The sequence below is a fragment of the Flavobacterium macrobrachii genome, from assembly GCF_014486675.1.
Lineage (GTDB): Bacteria > Bacteroidota > Bacteroidia > Flavobacteriales > Flavobacteriaceae > Flavobacterium > Flavobacterium macrobrachii.
Map to the genome: position 1 here is coordinate 11,340 of NZ_JACTAC010000030.1, position 25,723 is coordinate 37,062.

The window sequence follows — 25,723 nt, forward strand, 5'->3', positions numbered from 1 at the left end:
TATTATCTAAGTGTTCTGTCTGGTAAACTACGTTTATCCCATTTGATGTCGCTTAACACACCTGATTTTATCCCGATGAAAAATCCCCAGTTGGCATTGGTACCAAATGGAACCCAATTGAAATCCATTCGCCAACTCATTAAATCGCGTTCAAATCGAAGTTGAGTATAGGTAACGCCATTTTGAACAAAGTCGTAACCTGTTGAAACACCAATTTTCCATTTAGGGGTTAAATCGGTATTCATTGAAACCATTAAGGAATTTCCAGTAATCTTTTTCTCGCGTCTATTATTGGAATAGGTAATTGAGTAAGCAAAATTCATGTCCCAAGGTAATTTGTATTTAAAGAATTCCGAGGGTTTACTATCGCTTTCATCGTCATCGCCAAACTGACTTTGTCTTCTATCACTCAAATCGGCATTGGTTCCAAAAAGATTGTCTTCTCGACCGCCATTTCTTTTTCCAGCAGTATTTTCATTTTCTTTGCCTTCAAATTCACTACTAGAAAAGGCATAATTTATGTTCATGTTAGCGCTTGTCATTCTGAATAAACTTCCACCATTATCAATGTTCCAAGTATTAATACGTTGTCCAGAATTGTTTATGGCATAAGGATCAAGTGTCGCAGCAAAGTTTATATTCATTTTTTGCTTAAACAATTGTGTTCCACCGCTAACTCTCATTGGTGCCCAACGTAGAGAGTCAGCTGTAATATCATAGCTCGTTGAAAAGTTAAGATTGTTCAAAAGCATGATTTTTTTTGGTTCGGTTTTAGTCGAATCTCTGTCGGTAACTTTAGCTTCAAAAGTATTATTTAAAGTAAACGACATTATGTTTGACATGTTTTTTCCTGGCGAACCAAAAATTCCGCCATCAAAACGAGTATAATCTTTTATCATCGTTCCGCTTCCGTCAGAGTCATAAGTATCGTAATATCTTTCAAAACTTGGAGTATAACTGTAGCTAACATTTGGTCGCATCACGTGGCGAATGGATTGAATTCTTTTTCCTTCTTTAAAATTGAAAGTTCCATAAATGGTTGTTCCAATTCCGGATGAAAAATTGTATGTTCTGAAAGCGTCAAAACCTTGAACTTCGGTATCAACAACTTTGTTTTGTAAATCACTATAATTTCTTCTAATGGTTTTAAAATACCAAACTTCGTTGTAGTTTACAGCAGCCGAAGCACTAAAATGTTTAAAGATTTTAAAGTTGGTACTCAACGGAATGCTGTGTTGAAAACCCATTTTTGCATCTCTAAACATTTCGGGTTTAAAAAAAATGGAGTCATTAGTATCGATTCGGTTTTCACCTCTTAAATTATATTGAAAGTTGATGTTTTTGATGATACCTTTTTTAATTCCATCTCCTTTTGCAAAAGGAAATATACGATCAACACTTGCTTGAAGTGTTGGCAAAGTCATGTTGATTGCGCCAGTATTAGTATTTTGCGAATGTGTTGCTGTTAAAGACATATTTACTTGTGGAACAGTATTGAATGTTTTCGAATACGAAACCGATGAACTCAAAGTATTGTTCAATTCTGAACCTGCGTTGATTTGATTTAATGATTGTCTAAAATAAGTGCTACTTCCTAAGTTTACCGAAGCCGAAAATCTGGAATTTGGATTGGATTTTGCATCTTTTGAATGCGACCATTGAATGTTATAGATTTTATTCAAGGAATAATCTGGAAAACCTCTTTCGCCATTGACTAAATTTTCAAAACGAACATTGAGATTACCGTTGAATTTATATTTTTTTCCATAACTCGATTGAAATCTAAAACCATAACTTCCGTTGGTGTAATAATCACCTAAAATAGCTAAATCGTAATAATCGCTCAAAGCAAAATAATAACCACCATTTTGAAGCGAAAAACCTCTTAGATTACTATCGTTATAGGTTGGCATTATAATTCCCGAACGGCTTTTGTCTGTAATTGGAAAAAAAGCAAACGGCAAAGCAATAGGAGTTGGAACATCAGCGATAACCATATTGGTAGTACCAACCACAATTTTTTTTCCAGGAACCATTTTTACTTTATTGGTATAAAAATAATATTCGGGATTGTCAATGTCTTTAGCAGTTGTAAAACGTGCACCTTTCATAAAATAAACCGAATCGTTTTCTTTTTTTGTGATAGCAGCTTTTACTTTAAATTCACCTTGATCGGTTCTTGAATTCCAAACCAAAGCTTTTTTGGTTTTAAAATTAAATCGAATAGAATCGGGTTCAACTACATTTGTACCTTGTTTAAAAATGGGAAGTTGGGTGTATTTTCCAGTTGAATCTTTTATTCTTCCGGCATAAACTTCATTTTTTTGATAATCAATAACAATAATTCCAGCTTTAAGCTCAATATCGTCATAGTAAACTTCGGCTTTATTGTAAAGTGTAATGAGTTTCTTTTTTTGGTCAATTTTTTCATAATCAACCGCTTTACGTTTAACTTTATGTTCTAGTAAAGGTTTTTTTTTGTTTACTTTATTTGTATCGATGTCAACTTTTGCAACTTCTATTGGAGTAATTATTTTTTCTTCTGTTGTAGTTGTTTGATTTTTAGGAGGAAACGATTCGGTAGGCTTTTTTCCGTCTTGCGCAAATGTTAGGGTATTCCCAAATGTTAGGAAGATTGTTAAAAAAACGATATAAAATAAGTTTCTTTGCAAAGGTTTAATACTATTTTTGTAGAATATGGCTCGATTTTTGACGTGGCAAACTTAATGATAATTTCCGGTCAAAAATAAAGAAATAGTAACTTTATAAACCTCAAGTTTAAAATTAAATTAACTTTTTATCTCTATGAATACTCTAAAATGTACTAAAATAGTTTTTGTATTAACAATATTCTTTGTGTTTACAACTGCTTTTTCGCAGTCTAAATTCAAAGTAGCGCTAGATGCTGGACATGGTGACCACGATTTTGGTGCAGTTTATCATGGACATATTGAAAAAAATATCGCTTTGGCAGTTGTGCTTAAAGTAGGTAAGATTTTAGAAAAAAATTCAGGAATAGAAGTAATTTACACCAGAAAAAACGATGTTTTTGTTGATTTGATTGAACGCGCCAACATTGCTAATCGTGCTGATGCTAACATTTTTGTATCGGTTCATTGTAATGCCAATAAAAACACTGAAGCTTCTGGTTGTGAAACCTATGTAATGGGTATGTCCAAAAATGCATCCAATCTTGAAGCAGCACGAAAAGAGAATAAAGTTGTGCTTTTAGAAAAAGATTACGAACAAAAATATAAAGGTTTTGACCCAAAATCGCCTGAAACTTTGATAGGGTTAACTATGATGCAAGAAGAATTTCTTGATAATAGTATTGCATTGGCAGGAACGATTCAAAGAGAATTTATTGATATAGGTAAAAAAAGTCGCGGTGTAAAACAAGCACCATTTATGGTTTTGCATAAAGCCTACATGCCAAGAGTTTTAATTGAAATGGGTTTTATTTCTAACCCAAAAGAAGGAGCAATTCTAGACTCGGAAGAAGGTCAAAACGAAATCGCTCAATCTATCGCTAACGCAATCATTGCCTATAAAAAAGAAAATTATGGTGCAAACGATAATGATAATATTGTAAAACCTTCTCAAAAAGTTGAAGAAGTTAAAGTTGTTGAAACACCAGTTCAAAAACCAACCATTACACCATTCGAAGTTAAAAAGCCAGAAACAAAACCAGAAGTGAAGCCAGAAGTTACTTCGGGAGTTGTTTTTAAAGTACAATTATCAGCAAGCAGCAAAAAGCTAGATTTAGTTCCGAGCAATTTCAACGGATTAAGTAATATTTCAATGTCTTCCGAAGGAACTTTATACAAATATATGTATGGTCAAACCTCAAGTTATGACGAAGCCAAACGGTTGATGCAAGAAGCAAGAGGAAAAGGTTACACATCAGCATTCGTCATTGCGTTTAAAGATGGCAAAAAAGTAACCGTTCAAGAAGCTTTAAAACAATAATTGCCCATCGTTTTAATATTTTATTTTAACTTTGCAAAAAACCTTATACATTGAAAATCACAAGAGAGATTAAGACCGCAGTACTTGTTATAGCATCCATTTTATTATTTATTTGGGGTTATAGTTTTTTAAAAGGAAAAGATTTATTGTCTAATTATCAAACGTTTTATGTTAAATATGATAATGTAGAAGGTTTAATCAATTCGGCACCTGTAACCATCAACGGATTAGTTGTAGGTAAAGTGCATTCTATAAAATTGAATAAAGATTGGACTTCGTTAGTTGAATTACAAATCAATGGCGATTATCAAATTACCAAAAATAGTGTTGCTGAGTTATATTCGCCTGGACCAATTGGTGGAAAGCAAATTAGTATCATTCCAAATACCAAAACCACTGAATTTGCCGTTTCTGGCGATTATTTAGGTTCATCAAGTAAGTTAGGTTTAACCGAAGAAGTATCCAAACAAATAAAACCTATCAAAGATAAATTAGACAAAGTTCTTGAAAATGCTAATACGATGTTGGTTAACATCAATCAAGTTTTGGATGATAAAACCAAGCAAAATCTAAGAAGCAGTTTAGAAAACCTAAACGCAACTTTGGCTGAATTTAAAGAAGTTTCAAATTCAGCCAATCAGATGTTGGCAGATAACAAAGGTAAAATCAGTACAACGATGACCAATGTAGAAAAAGCATCAGCTAATTTTAGTAAAGTTTCCGATTCTATTGCAAAAGCCAATATTGGTCAAACCGTTAAAAATTTGGAGAAAACATTGGCTAATGTAGATAAATTAATGGCTGATATACAATCAGGAAAAGGAACGTTAGGCAAACTAGCCAAAGACGAAACGATGTATAATAATTTTGCTAAGACATCAAAAGAATTGGAATTATTACTACAAGATTTACGTTTAAATCCAACTCGATATGTAAATGTCTCATTGTTTGGAAAGAAAAACAAACCCTATAAAGCGCCAGTTTTGGATACCATAAAAAAATAAAACCAAAGATTATGATTTATATTGACAATATACTTTTTGCCATAATTTTAACGATTGGAGTTGGTTTTTTTGTAAAAAATGTAAAAAAACTAATCCGAAATATTAAGCTCGGACAAGATGTAAACCGTACAGACAATTCCTCGGAACGATGGAAAAACATGGCGATGATTGCATTAGGTCAATCCAAAATGGTAAAAAGACCCGTTTCGGGAATTTTACATATTATAGTGTATGTAGGTTTTGTAATCATCAATCTTGAAGTTTTAGAAATCATCATCGATGGATTGTTTGGAACACATAGAGTTTTTTCTTTTCTGGGAAGTCTTTATGGAATACTAATTGGTTCATTCGAAATATTAGCGGTTTTAGTTTTGGTAGCCGTTTTTGTTTTTTGGACACGAAGAAATATCATTAAGTTAAAACGTTTCACAAGTTCTGATTTAAATGGAAAACCAAAAAAAGATGCTGATATCATTCTGTATTTTGAAGTGGTTTTGATGTCTTTGTTTTTGATAATGAATGCTACTGATATTTATTTTCAACAAGCCAATTCTGGAAATATAATTTCACAATACATTTCTCCATTATTTAGTTCATTATCACTTTTTGAAATTCAAGTAGTTGAAAGAACAGCTTGGTGGTTGCACATTGTTGGAATTTTGGTTTTCTTGAACTATTTGTACTATTCAAAACATTTACACATACTTTTAGCGTTTCCAAATACGTATTTTGCTGATTTGAATGTCAAAGGAAAATTCGACAATCTTGAAAGCGTAACCAAAGAAGTAAAACTAATGATGGATCCAAATGCCGATCCATTTGCAGCACAACCTGTTGATGAAAACGCTGTTCCAAGTAAATTTGGAGCTTCTGATGTTCAAGATTTGAATTGGGTTCAGTTGTTAAATGCCTACACTTGTACTGAATGTGGACGTTGTACATCATCATGTCCAGCAAATCAAACAGGTAAAAAACTTTCGCCACGAAAAATCATGATGGATACACGTGATAGAATGGAAGAAGTTGGAAAAAATATCGATGCTAATAATGGGGTTTTTGTTCCAGATAATAAATCGTTATTAAATGATTACATAACACCAGAAGAACTTTGGGCATGTACATCTTGTAACGCTTGTGTTGAAGAATGTCCGGTAAACATCAGTCCTTTATCTATTATTACAGATATGAGAAGATATTTGGTAATGGAACAAAGTGCTGCGCCACAATCGTTGAATGCTATGATGACCAATATTGAAAACAACGGCGCACCATGGCAATACAACCAAATGGATCGATTAAATTGGAAAGATGAATAAAAATGGGGTTTAAACCCATTTAAAAAATAAACTGATGCATTGCATCTGAATTGAATTGGGTTTTAACCCAATCAACAATAATAAACAGATAAATTCTCATATTGTGAGGCTTGAGGATTTGTCAAATGAATTTGAAAACACTATAAAAGTAAAAAAATGAAAGCGGAAGACATTGAAAAAAACTTACAAAGCATCACAGAAAACGGGCAACATTTAAGTCCAATTTTACCCGAGGGAATTAAGAATTACCTAATCGATATTGATGGAACAATCTGTGACGATATTCCAAACGAAGAACCAGAAAGAATGTTAACTGCCGAAGTATATCCAGATGCATTAGTTACCTTAAACAAATGGTATGATGAAGGACATATCATATTTTTCTTCACATCTAGAACTGAAGCACACAGAGAATATACCGAACGTTGGTTAAAACAACACGGTTTCAAATATCATGGAATGGTAATGGGAAAACCACGTGGCGGAAACTACCATTGGATTGATAACCACTTGGTAAAAGCCACTCGTTACAGAGGGAAATTTACCGATTTAGTAGAAAAAGAAGTAACCATTCAGGTGTTTGACGACGAACATCATGAATAATATTGTTTTTGTGTTTAAGCTATTTTAAACTCATAAACTTCATAAACCCATAAACATTTAAAAGATGTCAGAAGTAATAAACGTGCCGACAATGGCAGAAATGTTAGCCCAAGGCAAACAACCCGAAGTATTATTTTGGGTTGGATGTGCAGGAAGTTTTGACGACAGAGCAAAAAAAATAACCAAAGCATTTGTTAAGATTTTAAATCGTGCCAATGTTGAATTTGCTGTTCTTGGAACCGAAGAAAGTTGTACTGGAGATCCAGCAAAACGTGCCGGAAATGAATTTTTGTTTCAAATGCAAGCCATGATGAACATCGAGGTTTTGAATGCTTACGAAGCTAAAAAAATTGTTACGGCTTGTCCGCATTGTTTCAATACTCTGAAAAATGAATATCCAGAATTAGGTGGAAAATATGAAGTAATTCATCACACTGAGTTTTTGAAATCGCTTCTAGATACAGGACGATTAACCATTGAAGGTGGACAATTTAAAGGAAAACGAATTACGTTTCACGATCCGTGTTATTTAGGAAGAGCAAACAATATTTATGAAGCACCAAGAGATTTAATTCAAAAATTGGATGCCGAATTAGTAGAAATGAAGCGCTCTAAAGCCAACGGATTATGTTGTGGTGCTGGTGGTGCACAAATGTTCAAAGATGCTGAACCTGGAAACAAAGAAGTCAACATCGAAAGAACCGAAGATGCTTTGGAAACTAAACCGGAAATTATAGCTGCGGGTTGTCCATTTTGCAACACAATGATGACTGATGGTGTAAAAGCCAAAGAAAAAGAAGCCGATGTAAAAGTGATGGATATTGCCGAACTGATTGCAAATGCACAAGATTTATAATGCTAATATAAAATATAAAATATTAAATATTCGGTATGTGAAGTTTAATATCTAATATTTAAAATTTAATATACTATGTTTATTCCTTTTGATAATCTACCCGAAGAATCAAGAATTTGGATTTACCAATCCAATCGCAAATTTTCTGATGAAGAAATAGCCGAAATAGAAAGCGATTTAAAATCGTTCATAGAGAATTGGTCAGCTCACGGAACAAGTCTTGAAGCTTCTTATTTGTTAAAATATAATCGATTTATAATATTTGCCGTTAACCAAGAAGTACAACAAGCAACTGGTTGTTCTATTGATAGTTCAGTAGTTTTTATTCAAGGTTTAGAGCAAAAGTATAAAGTAGATTTGCTTGATAAAATGAATGTAACATTCAAAAACGGCGAACATATTGCTCATAAATCTTTGATAGATTTTAAACGAATGGCAAAAGAAAAAGCAGTTACAGCCAATACTATCGTTTTTAATAATTTAGTCAACACTATAGAAGAGTTCAACGAAAACTGGGAAGTTCCAGCAGGAGAAAGTTGGCATAGTCGTTTCTTTTAATATTTTTTTCATGAAGATTTTTTGGTTTAGAATAAGTTTGTTCTTGGCTTTGCTATTTTTGGTAACGAATTGCTCGTCAACCAAAACAAAGTCTCATGCTGTAAAATCGGTTGCATTGGGAAATACAGGAATAGCTGAGGAAGAAGAAATTTATATACCTCATTTAAAATCAGAAAGAAAGAATTTTTTTCCTGATACGGATGCTGAAACTCGATGGGTTGATAGCATTTATAACCAACTTTCCTTTGAAGAAAAAGTAGGGCAACTTTTTATGGTTGCAGCTTATTCTAACAAAGATGCTGCGCATATTGCTGAAATTGAAAAATTAGTAAGTGAATACAAAGTTGGCGGATTAATCTTTTTTCAAGGCGGACCAAATCGTCAAGCCAAATTGACTAATCGTTATCAAGCCAAAGCCAAAGTTCCTTTGTTTATTGGGATTGATGCCGAATGGGGTTTGTCCATGCGATTGGACTCCACGTATCGTTATCCATTTAACATGACTTTAGGCGCAATTCAAGATTTGAAATTGATTGAAAAAGTAGGTGAGAACATGGCAAAAGAATCAAAGCGAATGGGAGTCCATTTCAATTTTGCGCCGGTTTTAGATATCAATACCAATCCTAAAAACCCAATTATTGGTTTTCGTTCTTTTGGAGAAAATAAAGTAAATGTTACCGAAAAAGCAATAGCTTTGATGCAAGGTGTTCAAAGTCAAGGAGTGTTTTCTACCGGAAAGCATTTTCCAGGTCATGGTGATACTGCAACCGATTCGCATTATACTTTGCCAACAATTAATGCCACAAAAGAACATTTGGACAAAGTAGAATTGTATCCTTACAAACGAATGATTGACGAAGGAATGGTCTCGGTAATGGTTGCTCATTTGAATGTTCCAAGTCTTGAATTCCGCGATAGACATCCAAGTTCGTTGTCTTATAATGTTGTGACCAATTTGTTGAAACAAGAAATGGGTTTTGATGGATTAATTTTTACCGATGCCTTGAATATGAAAGGTGCAAGTAACTTCAAAAAACCAGGAGAAATTGATTTGGAAGCATTATTAGCTGGAAACGATGTATTGCTTTTTGCTGAAAATGTTCCCGTTGCGGTCGAGAAAATTTGCATGGCATATCAAGATAGTTTGTTGTCAGAAGAACGATTGGCTTATTCAGTTAAAAAGATTTTACGTTACAAATTTAAAGCAGGTTTAAATAGTTATAAACCAATTGATTTAACTAACTTATTTAAAGATTTGAATGCAATTCCTAAAGACGCATTGCAATATGAATTGTATGAAAATATCGTTACTGTTTTAAAGAATGAACACGAAATTGTTCCAATTGAGAAATTAGACCAAAAAATTGCCTATCTAAAAATGGGTGATGATACAAACACAACTTTTGTAAACACGCTTAAAAAATATACCGAAGTAACCGAAGTTGCAGATACCAACATTGATAGTTTAAAGAAGCAATTAAAAGGTTATGACAAAGTAATTATTGGTTTTCATAAATCGGATAGAGCTTGGAAAAAGCACGATTTTACTGAAACCGAATTACTTTGGATACAAGAAATAGCAAAGCAGAACAAAGTAATTTTGGATGTTTTCACACGACCATATTCGTTGCTTCAAATTACCAATTTTGATCAAATTGAAACCGTAATTGTTTCCTACCAAAATAATGATGTTTCTCAGGAAGTTTCTGCACAAATTATTTTTGGAGCTTTAAGCGCAAAAGGGAAATTGCCAGTTTCCATCAACAATTTTTTCAAAGTAGAAGATGGTTTAGAGACTTCAAAAAGTAATCGTCTTGGATTTACTGTTCCCGAAAATGTTGGAATGAGTTCGGAAAAATTAGCTCAAATTGATAAAATTGCTCAAAAAGCCATTGATGGAAAAATGGCACCAGGAATGCAAGTTTTAGTGGCTCGAAAGGGCAAAGTGATTTATCAAAAATCGTTTGGATATCAAACTTATGACAAGCAAACCAAAGTAAATAATGACGATTTGTATGATGTGGCTTCGTTGACTAAAATGATTGCTACATTGCCTAATGTAATGCAACAGTTTGACAATGGAAAAGTAACGCTGGAAACCACTTTGGGCGATATGTTACATCAATTTAGAAAATCCAATAAAAGTGAAATTACGTTTAAAGAATTGATGTCGCATTATTCAAGATTACAAGCATGGATACCTTTCTACAAAGCAACTTTAGATGTTAAAAATCAACCTTTGGAAAAATATTACAGAAAAACTTATACTGAAGGATTTACAAAACAAGTAGCCGAAAATTTATACATTCGCGACGATTATCACGATACTATTATGAAAAAAATAGTAGAAAGTAATTTAATCGATAATAAAGAATACAAGTACAGCGATTTCACTTTTATTATTTTAAAGAAATATTTGGAGAAAACTACCGGAAAATCATTGGATGAACTAACATACAAAAACTTCTACAAACCACTTGGGATGAACAATACAATGTACAATCCGTTGTTGAAGTTTGATTGTGGTAAAATTGCTCCAACCGAAGTTGATACTTATTTCCGTCATACATTTTTACAAGGATATGTTCATGATATGGAAGCCGCAATGGAAGGCGGAATTGGCGGTCATGCTGGAATTTTTTCAAATGCAATGGATGTTGCTAAAATGATGCAATTATTTCTTCAAAAAGGGAACTATGGTGGAATAACGTATTTTTCTCCCGAAACATTTGACGTTTTTAACACTTGTTTTTATTGTGCGGAAGGAAATCGTCGCGGACTTGGATTTGATAAACCTCAGTTAGAAAAAACAGGACCAACGTGTGGATGTGTTTCTAAATCCAGTTTTGGACATACTGGTTTTACTGGAACAATGGCTTGGGCTGATCCAGAAACTGAAATTGTATATGTTTTCCTTTCTAACAGAACGTTTCCTGATAGTAATGCTTCAAACAAACTTTCAAAAGAAAAAATTAGAGAAGACATTCAAAAAATAATTCAAGAAGCAATTGTTGAATAAAAAATAACCCCTAAATTTTTAAGTTTAGGGGTTGTTTTTTTGATCAGATTTTAGTTCTCGAAATTTCTTGACCTGTTGGATAACTTAAATCACCTTGATTTTCAACTGTAATAAATACTTCGCTAAACTCAAATGGAGTTACGGTTTTAAAAGTTGCTTTTTTACCGTTTTTTACTTGAATTTGTCCTACATTTTTTAAACCATAATCTTTAGTAACAATCCAAACACTATAATTGTTTCCTGGTGGCGATAATCTATCTGCACTAGCTAAATTTTTAGCATTTATTTCTAAAGTTATATTTTTATTGTTATCGGTTTTTTTCTTAACCAATATTTCAGCTGCTGGAACCGTTGTGGAAACTGGAAATTTGGCTTTGGTTGCACATGAAGTTAAAAAAGTTATAACAACAATCGATACTAAGAGTTTAATTTTTTTCATAGGATATTATTTTTATATTTAATATTACTATAAGATAATGAATATTAATTATAAAAGATAATACTTTAACTTAATTATAACGAATTACTCAATAAAACTAAATTTATCTTCAAACAATGAACCTATAATTGGGAGAGGAAGTCTTACTCCATACAAAGCACTTGTAATTCCAGCTATCCATAAAATAAAGAGTAACATATTGTTTAACAAAATAACCAAGCTTATCGGATAGTTAAAAAATAGTTCAATTAAAATGATAACTAAATTGGTTATAATTGATATGATTCCCAAGCCTAATGATTGTTTAAGATGGAATTTTAGTAATGATGATTTTTTGGAATACTTATAACTATTGTAAGCCATAAACCATCCAATCAACGTTATATAACAAACTAGCGATGCCGTTTTTTTTTTCATTACTTAAAAGTTTGAGTTTTTTAATTTTTATCCTCAAAAAACCTACTGCCATCATTGATTAGTTATCTAATGATAGACAATAGGATTTCTTGGGATTACCACAAATTATGAATTACAAATTTATTTGTTTTGTAAAGGTTTATTGTAGAATTTGAATTCTGTAGTTATAGAATTGTTTCTACATTAGCTGTATAATTGAAAGGTGTCAATTAAATCTGCAAGATTGTCAATTTCTAGTTTTTCAAATATTCTATTTTTGAAAGTACTAACGGTTGATTTTTTAATAGAAAGCATATCAGCTATTTCCATATTCCCAAAGCCTTTTATCAATAGTCTAGCTACTTCAACTTCTCTATTAGACAAAAGTTCGAGTGGGTTGATCGGTTTTTTGGAAATGTATGAATCTAAGATTTTATCTTTTATGTTTTGGGTAATGTATTTACCAGATACCATCATACTCTTTAAAGCTTGTTTCATTTCGTCTTCACTACTTCCTTTGTTTAAATATCCTGAAGCTCCAGCATTCAAATAACGCAAGGCATAAATATCTTCATCATAAGCAGAAAAAATTAGAATTTTTGTATCAGGTTGAATGGCCTTAGTATCAGAAATAATATTTAAACTGTTACCATCAGGAAAGTTGATGTCTAATATCATCAAATCAATTCTATTTTCTCGTACTATTTTTAAAATTTCTTTAAAACTACCCGCATGAAAAATTTTTGCACTGAAGAACAATTCTTTTATTAATAATGAAATTCCTTGTCTTACAATACTGTGATCATCTGCTATTAAAAAGGTTGGCTGGTTTTGTTTCATGATTTGTTGGCTTTAGATTGGTTTTGTTTAGTATTGTTTAGTTTCGGGTTAAAATTATATTGAAAGACACTTTTGTTCCCTCATTTTCTTGGCTTTCGATTGCTATAGTACCATCAAAGAGTTCGACTATTTCTTTGCAAAGGTTTAGACCTAATCCGATACCGAGTTCACGAGTGTTTTGATTGTTAGCTTGATAGAATGAATTAAAAACATTAGCTAGTTCATCTCTTGAAATTCCAATACCATTATCTTGAATTGTCACGTTGCATTCTAATTCAAAATCCGAGATTATTTTTTGGGTAACCAATACTTCAATGATGCCGTTTTCTGTAAACTTATTAGCATTACCAATTATATTATAAAAAAGTTGGTGGATTTTTGTAACATCGCCATAGACTTCTTCGTTAGAATTCAAATCAATTTTTATGTTTAATGTATTCTTTTTGCTTTCTACAAAAGAGGAAATGGTCGAAAGGATGTTTTTAACTTCTACTTCAAGATTAAATTTTTTATTTTGTAATGTTAGTTTTTGTCCTTCGTTTTTGGAGTATTCTAATATTTGGTTGGAAAGGAGTAATAATGAGTTTGTAGTAAACTCTATTGATTTAAAGTTGTCTTTTAAATTATCATCTTTTATAGACTGTCCTATTTTTTTACTGAACAGCGAGATAATATTTAATGGCGAACGAATTTCGTGACTAATCATTCCCATTATTTTACTTTTGAATTCTAGACTTTGACTTATTTTTTCTTGAGCTAATACTAATCTTTTTTCATAAGCAAAGGATAATCTTGATAGTCCAAATAGTATTATTGAAATAATAAACATTAGAATGATTATTGCAGCTATGGAGTAGCTTCTTATTGCTTTATTGGTGTTGAATTGTTGCCTTAATTCATCATGGCTTTGTTCTTTTAATTTATTTGCCGTTAGGTTATATTCTGGTATTAAATTTTGACTTAAAGTGAGTAGTTCATTGTTTAGTTGCATTAATTGAATATCATTTTCTCTAAGGGAAGCAAAAGCTGTTTTTAATTTTTCAAATTCTTTTTGATAGTAATAGTTTGTGGTTTGAAAAAGTCTTTTTAATTGTTCCTCGATAGTTCCGGTTTTTACTTTGTCTTTATATTTCATTGTAATAACAGTGTTAGAATGCTCTTTTTGCACTTCAATTTTTCCCGAAATTGCTCCAATCAATCTTCCTAGTAATCCTTTTTTTGCAACACTATCAACTGAAATAAAGGTTTTTGTTTTTACACTATCTAGAATATTATTGTATAGAAAAGGATTAAACAAGTATGGTGATTTTAATTCATTATTTTTTGACAATGAATTATTACTTATTATACTATCTATTGTATGACGAAGCTTGATACTATTTTTTTCAGTATTTTTTTTATTCTGTATAAGGTTTTTAAAGTTTATGTTTTTGTCAATATTTAATTCTAGACTTTCTAAATCTGATTTTATATTAACAATGGCTTTGAAATAATTTTTTAGATCTTCTTCTTTTTTTGAATGTAAATAAGTTGTAAAGAAATTTTGAGATTTTAGGATTGATGAATTTAAACTTGAAGTTTGATTTCCTATTTGATTAGCAAGATTATTATCCTCTAATCGTTTTAATAACTTACTTTCGTTACTGGTTTCGTTATACCAAACCAGCAATCCAATTATTTGTAAAGTAATAATTAAAACAATCAACGTGTAATTGATTATTTTTCTATTTTTAAAATTAAGTTGTTTTAAGAAATTTGTTTTCAATATAAGTCTAGGTTTAAAATAAAATTTGGCTCCCAATGTTAGTTCAACAGAAGTTTTAATGTTACAACACAATAATCTAGCCACATATAGAATATGTATTAAATTAGTTTTAGATGTTGTACTACATTTTAGTATGTTTACACATAGTGTAACATTGTTTTTTTTATAGTTAATAATCAATACTATTTGTTAGTGTAGGATTTAACAAATACCAGAAAATGGGGCATAAACGATAATTTTTTATTTCAAATCTTGTACAAAAATAGATTACTAAGTTTTTTTATTTTGTAATACATTGTCTAATGATGTGTAGAACTAGTTCTATAGGTAAACATATTGTAATTATTCATTAAAAAAATTAATCAGTTTTTCTAATTTAAGAAAAATATTTTCTAAAAAGGGTAATTATTTTTTAAAAAAAAAGTAGGTTTTCACACTATTTTCTGTAATATTCTCATCGGTTTGTGATAAATTGAATTTTTATTTTAAAATTTGCTGAATACCTATTGTGAACAACACAGAAAAATCTTGCTGAATGAGTATGATTAGTGATTTTACAAAAGATAAAATGAATTTATAAATGAACACAAGACAACAACAATTAGAAGCTTTCAATCGATTACTCGATATTATGGAAGATTTACGCGAGAAATGTCCGTGGGATAAAAAGCAAACGCTCGAAAGTTTACGCCATTTAACCATTGAAGAAACCTATGAATTGGGCGATGCCATTTTGGATAACGATTTGGTTGAAATCAAAAAAGAGTTAGGCGATTTGTTGTTGCATATTGTTTTTTATGCCAAAATAGGAAGCGAAACCAATGCTTTTGACATTGCCGATGTTGCCAACAGTATTTGTGATAAATTAATCGATAGACATCCGCATATCTATGGCGATGTTGTAGTTGCCGATGAAGAAGAAGTAAAACAAAATTGGGAAAAGCTAAAACTAAAAGAAGGCAAAAAATCAGTATTAGAAGGAGTTCCAAAAAGTTTACCCGCATTAGTTAAAGCCAGTCGTATTCAAGACAAAGTAAAAGGCGTAGGATTTGATTGGGAAGAACCACATCAAGTTTGGGATAAAGTTCAGGAAGAATTACAAGAACTTCAAATTGAGGTTCAAGCAGGAAATCAGGATAAAATGGAAAGTGAATTTGGCGATGTTTTATTTTCTATGATAAACTACGCACGTTTTCTAAAAGTCAATCCCGAAGATGCTTTGGAACGAACGAATAAAAAATTCATAAAACGATTTCAATATTTAGAAAGTAAAGCTTACGAACTTGGAAAACCACTCGCTGATATGACTTTAGCTGAAATGGATGTTTTTTGGGAAGAAGCTAAAAAGTTGTAGATTTTTAACCCTGAGCTTAGTACAAGGGCTTTTTAACTTAGATAAGTTAAGTCTTTTTTCTTTGTTCTATTTTCTTTTCTCTATTTAACTATATTTGAAAAACCAACCAACCAAAAAACTAAAATATGTCTGAAACAAAGCACGAGTTAAAACGCTCATTAGGATTAATTGACGCCACGAGCTTAGTTGCCGGTTCCATGATAGGTTCTGGTATTTTTATTGTTACTTCCCAAATGGCGCGCGATGTCGGTTCCGCGGGTTGGTTAATCGTTTTATGGCTAATCACAGGTTTGTTAACTATGTCAGCCGCGTTGAGTTATGGCGAATTAGCCGGAATGATGCCAACAGCTGGCGGACAATTTGTTTACATTCAACGTGCTTACGGAAAACTTGCTTCGTTTCTTTATGGGTGGACCGTTTTTACGGTTATTCAAACCGGAGTTATCGCTGCTGTTGCTGTGGCTTTTGCCAATTATACCGCCGTTTTTTTTCCTGCTTTAGAAAATAAAATTATAGAATTTGGTACCAATTATTCGTTTACCAATAAGCAAATATTTGCAATGGTAAGTATCGTTTTACTCACATATATCAATACTAAAGGTGTAAAAAGTGGAAAAACATTGCAGTTGATTTTTACGTTTGCCAAACTTTTTGCTCTTTTTGCTTTAATCTTTTTCGGATTGTATGTTGGTTTACAAAGCGATGTTTTAGCGGATAATTTTACCAATATGTGGCAAGCGTCCAAAACCATTTCAAATCCTGATGGTTCAATATCGGTAAGGCAATTAACAGGTGTTGCTTTGCTTGGTGTTTTGGGAGCAACGATTATCAATTCCTTATTTTCGAGCGATGCGTGGAATAACGTAACCTTTATTGCTGGCGAAATTAAAGAACCCAAAAAGAACATTCCGCGAAGTCTTTTCCTTGGAACAACAATTGTAACGATTATTTATATTTTGGCAAATATCGCTTATTTGGCACTTTTACCCATGTCTGGAATTCCTGATGGAACAACTGTTGCCGAAAACGGAATTATGTTTGCTGCACAAGATAGAGTTGGAGCTGCTGCTGCCAATGTCATGATGGGAAATATTGGTGTTTTTGTGATGGCAGGTTTGATTATGGTTTCTACTTTTGGATGTAATACTGGATTAGTTTTGGCTGGCGGACGAATTTTTTATGCCATGGCAAAAGACGGATTGTTTTTCAAAAAAGCAGCCGAACTAAACCAACACGATGTGCCCGAAAAAGCACTTTGGGTACAATGTATTTGGGCTTGCGTGCTTTGTGTTTCAGGGAAATATGGTGATTTGTTAACCTATGCAACCTTTGCTTCGCTATTATTTTACATGCTAACGATTTACGGCATTTTTATTCTGAGAAAAAAAGAACCTGATACCGAACGACCATACAAAGCATTTGGTTATCCGTTTATACCAGTGTTATATATTGTAATTACGGCATTAATTTGCTTTGCGTTATTGGTTAACGATACTGTGAATACAGGATTAGGTTTGTTTATTGTAGCACTTGGAATTCCAGTGTATTATTTGTTTATGAAGAAGGGGTAATTATTGGTTTTGGATGGTTAGAAATACAAACTACTGAAGTTAATTAATAAAGTGTACTATTTATAAAAGCTTTTAAAAAGTTGAACTCTTATCATCATGCTATAAAATACAAAAGTCGATCTGGAGCGATCGACTATTGTGGTGAGGTGTAACTTCTTTTCAGAATCCTCGTTACAAATATAAGTTTTAATTATTAATTACGAATTATAAATTGAGAATTATTTTACTTCAAAACGATATTTATTTTCTAACTTCTAATTTTCAACTATTTATTAGAATCTCTCACCAATCTTTTTAAAATTGCCCATTGCTTCAAAGCATCCCGAGCATCAACAGCTGGATAACCCAATACTGTTTTTCCAGATTCAATGTCACAAGCAACACCTGAACCTGCGCCAATAATTGCGCCATCTCCAATATTGGTATGGTCTTTTATCGAAGCACTTCCGCCAATAATAACACCGTTTCCTAGAGTTACCGAACCAGCCAAACCTGAATTTCCAGCCATAATACAGTATTTTCCAAGTTTAGAGTTGTGTCCAATTTGAACTAAATTATAAATTTTACAACCATCGCCTAAAATTGTTGAACTAAATTTTCCTCTATCTACACAAGAATTAGCACCAATTTCAACAGCATTACCAATTATAACATTTCCAATTTGAGGAATTTTTACCAATCCTTTCTCTGGACAAGGTCGAAACCCAAAACCATCTGCACCAATGGTACAATTTGGATGTAAAATGCAATAACTTCCAACATGGCATCGTTCACGAATTACAGTTCCTGACCAAATGACGGTATTTTTACCAATTGTACATTCGTCCAAAATAGTAACATTAGGATAAATTATGGTATTTTCACCAATAACAACATTTGGACCAATGTAACTTCCAGCTCCAACTTTTACTCCATTTCCTATAGAAGCAGTGTCGTCAATGATTGCTGTTGGATGAATACTAACTGAGAAAATTGGTGGAGCAGGAGCAAAGAGTTCCAAGACTTGTGACATGGCTAAATCGGCATTTTTTACTTTAATAAAAGCACGATTTTCACCTGGTTCAATAGAAATGTCTTGGTTTACAATTGCTACACAAGCTTTGGAAGTTGCCCAAAGTTTTTCGTATTTTTTGTTACCAATAAAAGATATTTCTGTTTCCGATGCAGATTCTAGTTGTTCTGGTGCGGTTATTTTTAACGATGTGCTACCTACGATTTCGCCTTGTAGCACATCATTTATTTCTTGAATTGAGAAAGAAGTCATAATTGTTTTGGTTGGTTTTAAGGCTTCAAATAAAAGGAATTGCATTTGAATTTCCTAATAAACCAAATTACAAAAATAGTATCTTACTCTTCTTTTTGTCCCATCATCATTAAATAAGCTTTTAAAAACTCATCAATTTCACCATTCATAACACCTTCAACATCACTAGTTTCATAGCTTGAACGTACGTCTTTAACCAATTTGTAGGGATGCATAACATAGTTACGGATTTGTGAACCCCATTCGATTTTCATCTTTCCGGCTTCGATGTCGCTTCGTTGGGCTTGCTGTTTTTTTAGCTCTATTTCATACAATTGTGATTTTAACATTTGCATAGCACGTTGACGGTTATCTTGTTGAGAACGTGTTTCCGAACATTGAATTTGAATTCCTGTTGGTTTGTGAAACAACTGCACTTTGGTTTCGACTTTATTTACGTTTTGTCCACCTGCACCGCTCGAACGAGAAGTAATGATTTCAATATCAGCAGGATTAATTTCTATTTCGATAGTATCATCAACTAAGGGATAAACATAAACAGAGGCAAACGAAGTATGACGTTTAGCATTGCTATCAAATGGTGAAATACGAACCAATCGATGCACACCATTTTCACCTTTTAAATAACCAAAAGCATAATCGCCTTCAATTTCTAATGTAACGGTTTTAATTCCTGCAACATCGCCTTCCTGAAAGTTGAGTTCTTTTACTTTGTAACCTTGACTTTCTGCCCACATTAAGTACATTCGCATCAACATCGAAGCCCAATCGCAACTTTCGGTTCCACCAGCTCCAGCCGTAATTTGCAGTACAGCACTTAAGCTATCACCTTCATCAGAAAGCATGTTTTTAAACTCTAAATTTTCAATATGAGCATTGGTTAGTTCATATTGATTGTCTAGTTCTTCTTCGGTGGCATCGCCGTCTTTAAAGAATTCGTAGGTAATTTGAAGCTCTTCGCAAAGGTTTTCTCCTTTTTCAAAATCTTCTACCCATTTTTTCTTCGAACGCAGGTTTTTTACAATAATTTCGGCTTCTTTGGCATTGTTCCAAAAATCGGGCGCAAAAGTTTTTTCTTCCTCGTTGGTAATTTCAATTAGCTTAGCATCAATGTCAAAGATACCTCCTCAACGCACCAAGACGTTCTACAATACCTTTTATTTGTTCGGTATTTGTCATAAATAATGTAGTTTTGTTGTCGCAAATGTAGGTACAATTCGTGAATTGTCCGAATATAAAATGATATGGAAATTAATTTAATCAGTGATACAGTTACTAAACCTTCAACAGAAATGTTGAAAGCAATGTTTAATGCTAAAGTTGGCGATGATGTTTTTAAACAAGATCCAACAGTAAATGAGTTTGAAAAAATTGTAGCGGATTTATTTGGAATGGAAGCGGCATTGTTTTTTCCTTCGGGAACGATGGCAAACCAAACGGCAATTAAACTAAATACCAATCCTGGTGATCAAATTATTTGCGATAAATGGTCGCACATTCACTTGTATGAATCGGGTGGTGCTTCGTTTAATAGCGGTGTCAATTTTAATTTGTTGGACGGAAATCGAGGAATGATTTCGATGGAACAAGTAAAAAACGGAATTAACGATCCCGAATTTTATCATGCGCCATTGTCCAAAATGGTTAGTATTGAAAATACAACTAATAAAGGTGGCGGAGCTTGTTACGACTTGGAAGAATTACAAAAAATAAAACAAGTTTGTATCGATAATAACTTGAAATTTCATTTGGATGGTGCGCGACTTTGGAATGCATTAATTGCAAAAAAACAACATCCTAGACAGTTTGGAGCATTGTTTGACACGATTTCGGTTTGTTTTTCAAAAGGTTTGGGCTGTCCGGTTGGCTCCATTTTGGTTTCTGATAAAGATACAATTAATCGAGCACTTCGAATTCGAAAGATTTTTGGCGGCAATATGCGTCAATCGGGTTATTTAGCCGCAGCAGGAATTTATGCTTTACACAACAATATCAATAGGTTAGAAGAAGACCACAAACGCGCCAAGGAATTAGGCAAAGTCTTGTCACGTTTGAATTGGGTAAAAACCGTTGAACCTGTTGAAACCAATATTGTCATTTTTTCGGTAAATGATGGAATTGATGATAAATTAGTCATCGAAAAATTAAAGCAAAAACGAATAGGAATTAGTTTAATGGCAAAAAATACGTTACGAATGGTTACTCATTTGGATTACAAACAAGTTATGCATGAGTATGTGATTGATGCTTTGGAAAAGATTGTTTTTTAATTAGAAAAACTGTTTTCCGATAGAAACTATACCAATGATTAGTATAAAAAATAGCGAAAGGTTTTTAAACTTCGTTTGCGGAATGTGTACTAAAAGACGCTTACCAATATAGGAACCAATTAATCCGATTGCAAAAAGAAAAGGAACATAAATTAGCGTTTTTGTATTTATATACCCATTTTCATAATAAACAATTGTTCTGGTCAAATCAATCATCATATCAATAGCCGCAGATGTAGCAATAAAAACACTTTTTTCTAAGTTAAATGCTGCCATAGTCAATCCTCTTATAGCACCACCAGTTCCAAGTAATCCTGCTGAAAATCCCGAAAAAACACCACCAAGAATTGAATTTTTATGAGTAGGCTGAATAATGAGATTCTTTTTTAAAAGAAATAGTAAACTCAGTCCAATGAGGAAGAATCCAAGTAGGATTTCTAACCAGTAGCCATCAAGATATTTTGACAATATGCTGCCAAAAATTACAAATAACACTGATGGAATTCCAATGTAAAGTAGTAACGGTTTATTTAAACCGTTTTTGAATAAAATCATTTTACTCAAATTACTAGAAAGATGAAATACAGCGGTTAAACCTAATACAGTGTAAAAGTCAAAGTAAAAATTACCAATTGGCACAAAAAATACTGAAGAACCAAAGCCACCAATCGTTCCTATGATTTCTGCTAGAAGCGCTAATAGTAAAAACGGGTAGCTAAGGTTGTTCATATCTATTTAAATAAATCCATTCCAGGAATATTTGGCATTCCATCTTTGGCAACGGCTGCCAATTCGGCTTCGTTTACGTTGGTAGCGCGTTCAATCGCTTTGTTAAGCACCAAAATCAAATAATCCTCCAGTTGTTCTTTGTCTTCAAGCAAACTTTCGTCAATAGAAATCGATTTAATTTTTCGGTTGGCAGTAAGCGTTACTTCAAGCAAACCATCATTACTTTTTTCGTCAATCAAAACAGTATCAAGACGTTGTTTTGTCGCTTCAATTTTTTGTTGGGTTTCTTTCAGTTTACCCATCATGTTCATCATGTCTCCAAACATTTTTATATGATTTAATTGTTTTAGACAAAAATAGTGTTTTTTGTTAATTTCTAAGTTTATAACTAATTGTTAAAATAAAATATTTACTTTCACTAGTACTTATTTTTGTGCATTAATTCATTTCAAAATAAATGTCAAATTCCATTCAGCCTCCAAAAGCGAAAATAATACCAAAACAACTCGAAAAACACGGACACATTCGAACCGATAATTATTATTGGTTAAACGAAAGAGAAAATCCCGAAGTAATTGAGTATTTAAACCAAGAAAACGAATATTACAAGCAATCCACGGCACATACAAAGGAATTTCAAACCTCTTTATTTGAAGAAATGAAAGCCAGAATTAAGGAAGACGATCAATCGGTTCCTTATTTTTACAACGGTTATTTCTACATCACTCGATTTGAAAAAGGAAAAGATTATCCCATCTATGCCCGAAAAAAAGGAAATCTCGAAGTACCAGAAGAAATCCTTTTTGATTGCAACGAAATGGCAAAAGGACATTCCTATTTTCAAATGACAGGTTTAAGTGTAAGCGATGATAATCAATGGTTGGCTTTCGGTGTAGATACCATTTCACGTCGTCAATATACTATTCAAATTAAGAATTTAGTAACCAACGAAATTCTTCCCACTAAAATTGAAAATACAACAGGAAGTTCAACTTGGGCAAGCGACAATCAAACCTTTTTTTACTCCCGAAAAGACGATGTTACGCTTCGTTCCGATAAAATTTACAAACATAAACTCGCTTCAAATCCAGCCGATGATACTTTGGTTTATCACGAAAAAGACGAAACGTTTGACGTTAGCGTTTTTAAATCGAAGTCAAGAAAATACATTCTAATCCATTCCGATAGCACAATGACAACCGAATACCGATTGTTATTAGCATCAAAACCCGATGGAAAATTCAAAGTTTTTCAAAAACGAACGCGTGGTTTAGAATATTCGGTATCACATTTTGAAGACCATTTTTATATCATTACCAATAAAGATGAGGCAACCAACTTCAAGTTGATGAAAACACCCGAAGAGAAAACTTCTAAAGACAACTGGATTGATGAAATTCCACACAGAGAAGATGTTTTGCTCGAAGACATTGATATTTTTAGAGACTATTTAGTCGTTTCCGAGCGTTCAGAAGGATTAAATAAAATCAGAATTATCAACTGGAAAACCAAGAAAGAATATTATTTACCTTTTAATAGCGAAACCTATTCGGCTTACACCACCACGAATTTAGATTTTGATACCCAAATTCTTCGTTATAGTTTTCAATCATTGGCAACGCCATCGTCTTTGATTGATTTTAATATGAAAACCAAAGAGAAAACTATCTTGAAAGAGCAAGAAGTTTTGTCCCGAGACTTCGGGAGTACATTTGATAAAAACAATTATAAAGAAGAACGCATTTGGGCAACCGCAATCGACGGAACCAAAGTGCCAATTTCAATGATTTATAAAAAAGAAATGAAGAAAAACGGCAAAAATCCGCTGTTGCTTTACGCTTATGGCTCCTATGGAGTAACGATGGATTGCTATTTTTCAACCGTTCGACTTTCGCTGTTGGATAGAGGATTTATTTATGCCATTGCACATGTTCGCGGTGGAGAAGATTTAGGTCGCCAATGGTATGAAGACGGAAAATTATTGAAAAAGAAAAATACGTTTACCGATTTTATTGATTGTTCCAAATTTGTAATTGACCAAAAATATACATCAACCGAACATTTATATGCCGAAGGTGGTTCTGCTGGCGGATTATTGATGGGTGCAATTTTAAATATGGCACCAAATTTATACAACGGAGTAATCGCACAAGTGCCGTTTGTAGATGTAGTAACAACCATGTTGGACGACAGTATTCCGTTGACAACTGGAGAATATGACGAATGGGGAAATCCTAATGTGAAAAAATATTACAACTATATGTTGTCCTATTCGCCTTATGATAATGTAGTGGCGCAAGATTATCCAAATATTTATATCGCAACAGGTTTACACGACTCGCAAGTACAATATTGGGAACCAGCAAAATGGATTGCTAAATTAAGAACGCTAAAAACCAATGATAAGCAATTATTTCTTGATACTAACATGGAAGCTGGTCATGGCGGAGCATCGGGAAGGTTTGAATCGCTTAAAGAAATCGCCAAAGAATTTAGTTTTTTGTTAGATTTAGAAGGAATAAAAAGATAGTTAAAATATTTTTATTAAATTTGCAATGTTTTGAAGACTGAAATTGTGTCTTCTTTTTGCCTTGACTAATTTATTTTATGGAAGAAAATATAAAAGCTCACGATAATGTACTAAGTTTAATAGGGAATACACCTTTAATTAAACTGAACAAAATCACAGAATCTTTACAAGGAAATTTTTATGCCAAGGTTGAAGCTTTCAATCCTGGTCATTCCACTAAAGACAGAATAGCATTATATATTATTGAAGAAGCCGAAAGACAAGGAATTTTAACTCCTGGCGATACTATTATAGAAACAACTTCGGGTAATACTGGTTTTAGTTTAGCAATGGTAAGTATCATCAAAGGTTACAATTGTATTTTGGCAGTGAGTTCAAAATCTTCAAAGGACAAAATCGATATGCTGCGTTCGCTTGGTGCAAAAGTTTATGTTTGTCCAGCACATGTTTCTGCCGATGACGAGCGTTCTTATTATAACGTAGCAAAACGTTTACACGAAGAAACAAAAGGTTCGGTTTACATCAATCAATACTTTAATCAACTAAATGTTGATGCACATTACAAAACAACTGGTCCAGAAATTTGGGAGCAAACCAATGGAAAAATCACTCACTTAATCGCATGTAGCGGAACAGGTGGAACAATTTCGGGAGCAGCAAAATTCTTAAAAGAAAAAAATCCAAATATTAGAATTCTTGGAGTTGATGCATTTGGTTCAGTATTGAAAAAATACCACGAAACTAGAGAGTTTGATGCCAAAGAAATTTATCCATACCGAATAGAAGGTTTGGGTAAAAACTTAATTCCAACCGCAACAGATTTTGACGTTATTGATAATTTTATGAAAGTAACCGATGAAGAAAGTGCTCATACTACCAGAGAAATCGCCAAAAAAGAAGGTTTATTTGTAGGTTATACATCTGGAGCTGTAATGCAAGCTATCAAGCAATATGCAGCAGAAGGTGAATTTAACGAAAATAGTAACGTAATTGCAATTTTCCCTGATCACGGTTCACGTTACATGAGCAAAGTATTCAGCGATGATTGGATGAACGAGCAAGGTTTCTTTGATAGCATCAATGCAGAAGAAGCTCAAAAAGTAGAATTTATTAAATAGATTTAAAATTAATAGTAGAAGAAAACCACTCAATTTGAGTGGTTTTTTTGTATCAATAGTATTATTTTTATAAAAAACGCCAAGAATTTTTCTTGGCGCAAATTTAATATCTAAAATCTAAT

The 25,723-nt window shown here is 32.7% G+C and carries 20 protein-coding genes; 12 read left to right on the forward strand and 8 right to left on the reverse strand.

What is annotated here, in order from left to right; translation table 11 throughout:
• Window positions 1-2 precede the first annotated feature (2 nt).
• On the reverse strand, window positions 3-2,672 hold the full coding sequence (locus IAI56_RS08310; RefSeq protein ID WP_222940995.1) for a putative LPS assembly protein LptD: 2,670 nt from the start codon (window positions 2,670-2,672) through the stop codon (window positions 3-5).
• Window positions 2,673-2,805: 133 nt separating this feature from the next.
• Here IAI56_RS08310 and IAI56_RS08315 point away from each other — a divergent pair, with 133 nt between their 5' ends.
• The 7 genes from IAI56_RS08315 (at window position 2,806) to IAI56_RS08345 (ending at window position 11,325) form a co-directional block, all read left to right on the forward strand.
• Window positions 2,806-3,969 carry an N-acetylmuramoyl-L-alanine amidase gene (locus tag IAI56_RS08315; RefSeq protein ID WP_187657430.1) on the forward strand — a complete coding sequence of 388 codons (1,164 nt, stop codon included), beginning with the start codon at window positions 2,806-2,808 and terminating at the stop codon, window positions 3,967-3,969.
• A 50-nt stretch (window positions 3,970-4,019) separates the two neighbouring features.
• Window positions 4,020-4,973, forward strand: a complete 954-nt coding sequence (locus IAI56_RS08320) for an MlaD family protein (protein ID WP_187657431.1) — start codon at window positions 4,020-4,022, stop codon at window positions 4,971-4,973.
• 11 nt (window positions 4,974-4,984) lie between these two features.
• Window positions 4,985-6,289, forward strand: coding sequence for a 4Fe-4S dicluster domain-containing protein (locus IAI56_RS08325; RefSeq protein WP_187657432.1), 1,305 nt, complete (start codon window positions 4,985-4,987; stop codon window positions 6,287-6,289).
• A gap of 156 nt (window positions 6,290-6,445) precedes the next feature.
• Entirely contained in the window at window positions 6,446-6,892 is a 447-nt protein-coding gene (locus IAI56_RS08330) for an LNS2 domain-containing protein (protein WP_169524949.1), read from the forward strand.
• Between the two features lie 64 nt (window positions 6,893-6,956).
• Window positions 6,957-7,748, forward strand: a complete 792-nt coding sequence (locus IAI56_RS08335) for a (Fe-S)-binding protein (RefSeq protein ID WP_187657433.1) — start codon at window positions 6,957-6,959, stop codon at window positions 7,746-7,748.
• Window positions 7,749-7,823: 75 nt separating this feature from the next.
• Window positions 7,824-8,306 (forward strand): ABC transporter ATPase, encoded by a 483-nt coding sequence (locus tag IAI56_RS08340; RefSeq protein WP_187657434.1) that lies wholly within the window; start codon window positions 7,824-7,826, stop codon window positions 8,304-8,306.
• Between the two features lie 10 nt (window positions 8,307-8,316).
• Window positions 8,317-11,325 carry a serine hydrolase domain-containing protein gene (locus tag IAI56_RS08345; protein WP_187657435.1) on the forward strand — a complete coding sequence of 1,003 codons (3,009 nt, stop codon included), beginning with the start codon at window positions 8,317-8,319 and terminating at the stop codon, window positions 11,323-11,325.
• Between the two features lie 43 nt (window positions 11,326-11,368).
• Here IAI56_RS08345 and IAI56_RS08350 read toward each other — a convergent pair whose 3' ends face one another.
• From IAI56_RS08350 to IAI56_RS08360, 3 genes are all read right to left on the reverse strand, one after another.
• Window positions 11,369-11,764 (reverse strand): hypothetical protein, encoded by a 396-nt coding sequence (locus IAI56_RS08350; protein WP_187657436.1) that lies wholly within the window; start codon window positions 11,762-11,764, stop codon window positions 11,369-11,371.
• Between the two features lie 600 nt (window positions 11,765-12,364).
• On the reverse strand, window positions 12,365-13,000 hold the full coding sequence (locus tag IAI56_RS08355; RefSeq protein ID WP_187657437.1) for a response regulator transcription factor: 636 nt from the start codon (window positions 12,998-13,000) through the stop codon (window positions 12,365-12,367).
• 37 nt (window positions 13,001-13,037) lie between these two features.
• The gene (locus IAI56_RS08360; RefSeq protein ID WP_187657438.1) at window positions 13,038-14,765 is read right to left on the reverse strand and encodes a sensor histidine kinase; all 1,728 of its coding nucleotides are present in this window, start codon (window positions 14,763-14,765) and stop codon (window positions 13,038-13,040) included.
• Between the two features lie 580 nt (window positions 14,766-15,345).
• On the opposite strand from IAI56_RS08360, the gene mazG reads away from it, so the two are divergent.
• Window positions 15,346-16,119, forward strand: a complete 774-nt coding sequence (gene mazG, locus IAI56_RS08365; protein ID WP_187657439.1) for a nucleoside triphosphate pyrophosphohydrolase — start codon at window positions 15,346-15,348, stop codon at window positions 16,117-16,119.
• 125 nt (window positions 16,120-16,244) lie between these two features.
• Window positions 16,245-17,690 carry an APC family permease gene (locus IAI56_RS08370; protein ID WP_187657440.1) on the forward strand — a complete coding sequence of 482 codons (1,446 nt, stop codon included), beginning with the start codon at window positions 16,245-16,247 and terminating at the stop codon, window positions 17,688-17,690.
• Window positions 17,691-17,955: 265 nt separating this feature from the next.
• Here IAI56_RS08370 and lpxD read toward each other — a convergent pair whose 3' ends face one another.
• Both lpxD and prfB read right to left on the reverse strand, forming a co-directional pair.
• The gene (lpxD, locus tag IAI56_RS08375; RefSeq protein ID WP_187657448.1) at window positions 17,956-18,954 is read right to left on the reverse strand and encodes a UDP-3-O-(3-hydroxymyristoyl)glucosamine N-acyltransferase; all 999 of its coding nucleotides are present in this window, start codon (window positions 18,952-18,954) and stop codon (window positions 17,956-17,958) included.
• An 83-nt stretch (window positions 18,955-19,037) separates the two neighbouring features.
• A protein-coding gene (prfB, locus tag IAI56_RS08380; protein ID WP_187657441.1) for a peptide chain release factor 2 occupies window positions 19,038-20,133 on the reverse strand; the annotation gives its coding sequence in 2 pieces (ribosomal slippage) (window positions 19,038-20,069 and window positions 20,071-20,133; 1,095 coding nt in all).
• A gap of 65 nt (window positions 20,134-20,198) precedes the next feature.
• Here prfB and IAI56_RS08385 point away from each other — a divergent pair.
• Window positions 20,199-21,224 (forward strand): threonine aldolase family protein, encoded by a 1,026-nt coding sequence (locus IAI56_RS08385; protein WP_187657442.1) that lies wholly within the window; start codon window positions 20,199-20,201, stop codon window positions 21,222-21,224.
• On the opposite strand, the gene IAI56_RS08390 is transcribed toward IAI56_RS08385, so the two are convergent.
• Both IAI56_RS08390 and IAI56_RS08395 read right to left on the reverse strand, forming a co-directional pair.
• A complete protein-coding gene (locus IAI56_RS08390; RefSeq protein WP_187657443.1) occupies window positions 21,225-21,953 on the reverse strand; it encodes a sulfite exporter TauE/SafE family protein in 729 nt (242 codons plus the stop codon).
• Between the two features lie 2 nt (window positions 21,954-21,955).
• Entirely contained in the window at window positions 21,956-22,279 is a 324-nt protein-coding gene (locus IAI56_RS08395; RefSeq protein ID WP_187657444.1) for a YbaB/EbfC family nucleoid-associated protein, read from the reverse strand.
• Between the two features lie 131 nt (window positions 22,280-22,410).
• Here IAI56_RS08395 and IAI56_RS08400 point away from each other — a divergent pair, with 131 nt between their 5' ends.
• Together IAI56_RS08400 and capA are read left to right on the forward strand one after the other, a co-directional pair.
• On the forward strand, window positions 22,411-24,483 hold the full coding sequence (locus IAI56_RS08400) for a S9 family peptidase (RefSeq protein ID WP_187657445.1): 2,073 nt from the start codon (window positions 22,411-22,413) through the stop codon (window positions 24,481-24,483).
• Window positions 24,484-24,560: 77 nt separating this feature from the next.
• A complete protein-coding gene (gene capA / locus IAI56_RS08405; protein ID WP_187657446.1) occupies window positions 24,561-25,601 on the forward strand; it encodes a cysteate synthase in 1,041 nt (346 codons plus the stop codon).
• Window positions 25,602-25,723: the final 122 nt, after the last annotated feature.

Coding starts and splice junctions, on each gene's coding strand:
- mazG (WP_187657439.1), top strand. CDS start 15,346: ATGAACACAAGACAACAACAATTAGAAGCTTTCAATCGATTACTCGAT.
- IAI56_RS08395 (WP_187657444.1), bottom strand. CDS start 22,279: ATGTTTGGAGACATGATGAACATGATGGGTAAACTGAAAGAAACCCAA.
- IAI56_RS08340 (WP_187657434.1), top strand. CDS start 7,824: ATGTTTATTCCTTTTGATAATCTACCCGAAGAATCAAGAATTTGGATT.
- capA (WP_187657446.1), top strand. CDS start 24,561: ATGGAAGAAAATATAAAAGCTCACGATAATGTACTAAGTTTAATAGGG.
- IAI56_RS08325 (WP_187657432.1), top strand. CDS start 4,985: ATGATTTATATTGACAATATACTTTTTGCCATAATTTTAACGATTGGA.
- IAI56_RS08330 (WP_169524949.1), top strand. CDS start 6,446: ATGAAAGCGGAAGACATTGAAAAAAACTTACAAAGCATCACAGAAAAC.
- IAI56_RS08400 (WP_187657445.1), top strand. CDS start 22,411: ATGTCAAATTCCATTCAGCCTCCAAAAGCGAAAATAATACCAAAACAA.
- IAI56_RS08355 (WP_187657437.1), bottom strand. CDS start 13,000: ATGAAACAAAACCAGCCAACCTTTTTAATAGCAGATGATCACAGTATT.
- IAI56_RS08370 (WP_187657440.1), top strand. CDS start 16,245: ATGTCTGAAACAAAGCACGAGTTAAAACGCTCATTAGGATTAATTGAC.
- IAI56_RS08345 (WP_187657435.1), top strand. CDS start 8,317: ATGAAGATTTTTTGGTTTAGAATAAGTTTGTTCTTGGCTTTGCTATTT.
- IAI56_RS08335 (WP_187657433.1), top strand. CDS start 6,957: ATGTCAGAAGTAATAAACGTGCCGACAATGGCAGAAATGTTAGCCCAA.
- lpxD (WP_187657448.1), bottom strand. CDS start 18,954: ATGACTTCTTTCTCAATTCAAGAAATAAATGATGTGCTACAAGGCGAA.
- IAI56_RS08315 (WP_187657430.1), top strand. CDS start 2,806: ATGAATACTCTAAAATGTACTAAAATAGTTTTTGTATTAACAATATTC.
- IAI56_RS08350 (WP_187657436.1), bottom strand. CDS start 11,764: ATGAAAAAAATTAAACTCTTAGTATCGATTGTTGTTATAACTTTTTTA.
- IAI56_RS08390 (WP_187657443.1), bottom strand. CDS start 21,953: ATGAACAACCTTAGCTACCCGTTTTTACTATTAGCGCTTCTAGCAGAA.
- IAI56_RS08385 (WP_187657442.1), top strand. CDS start 20,199: ATGGAAATTAATTTAATCAGTGATACAGTTACTAAACCTTCAACAGAA.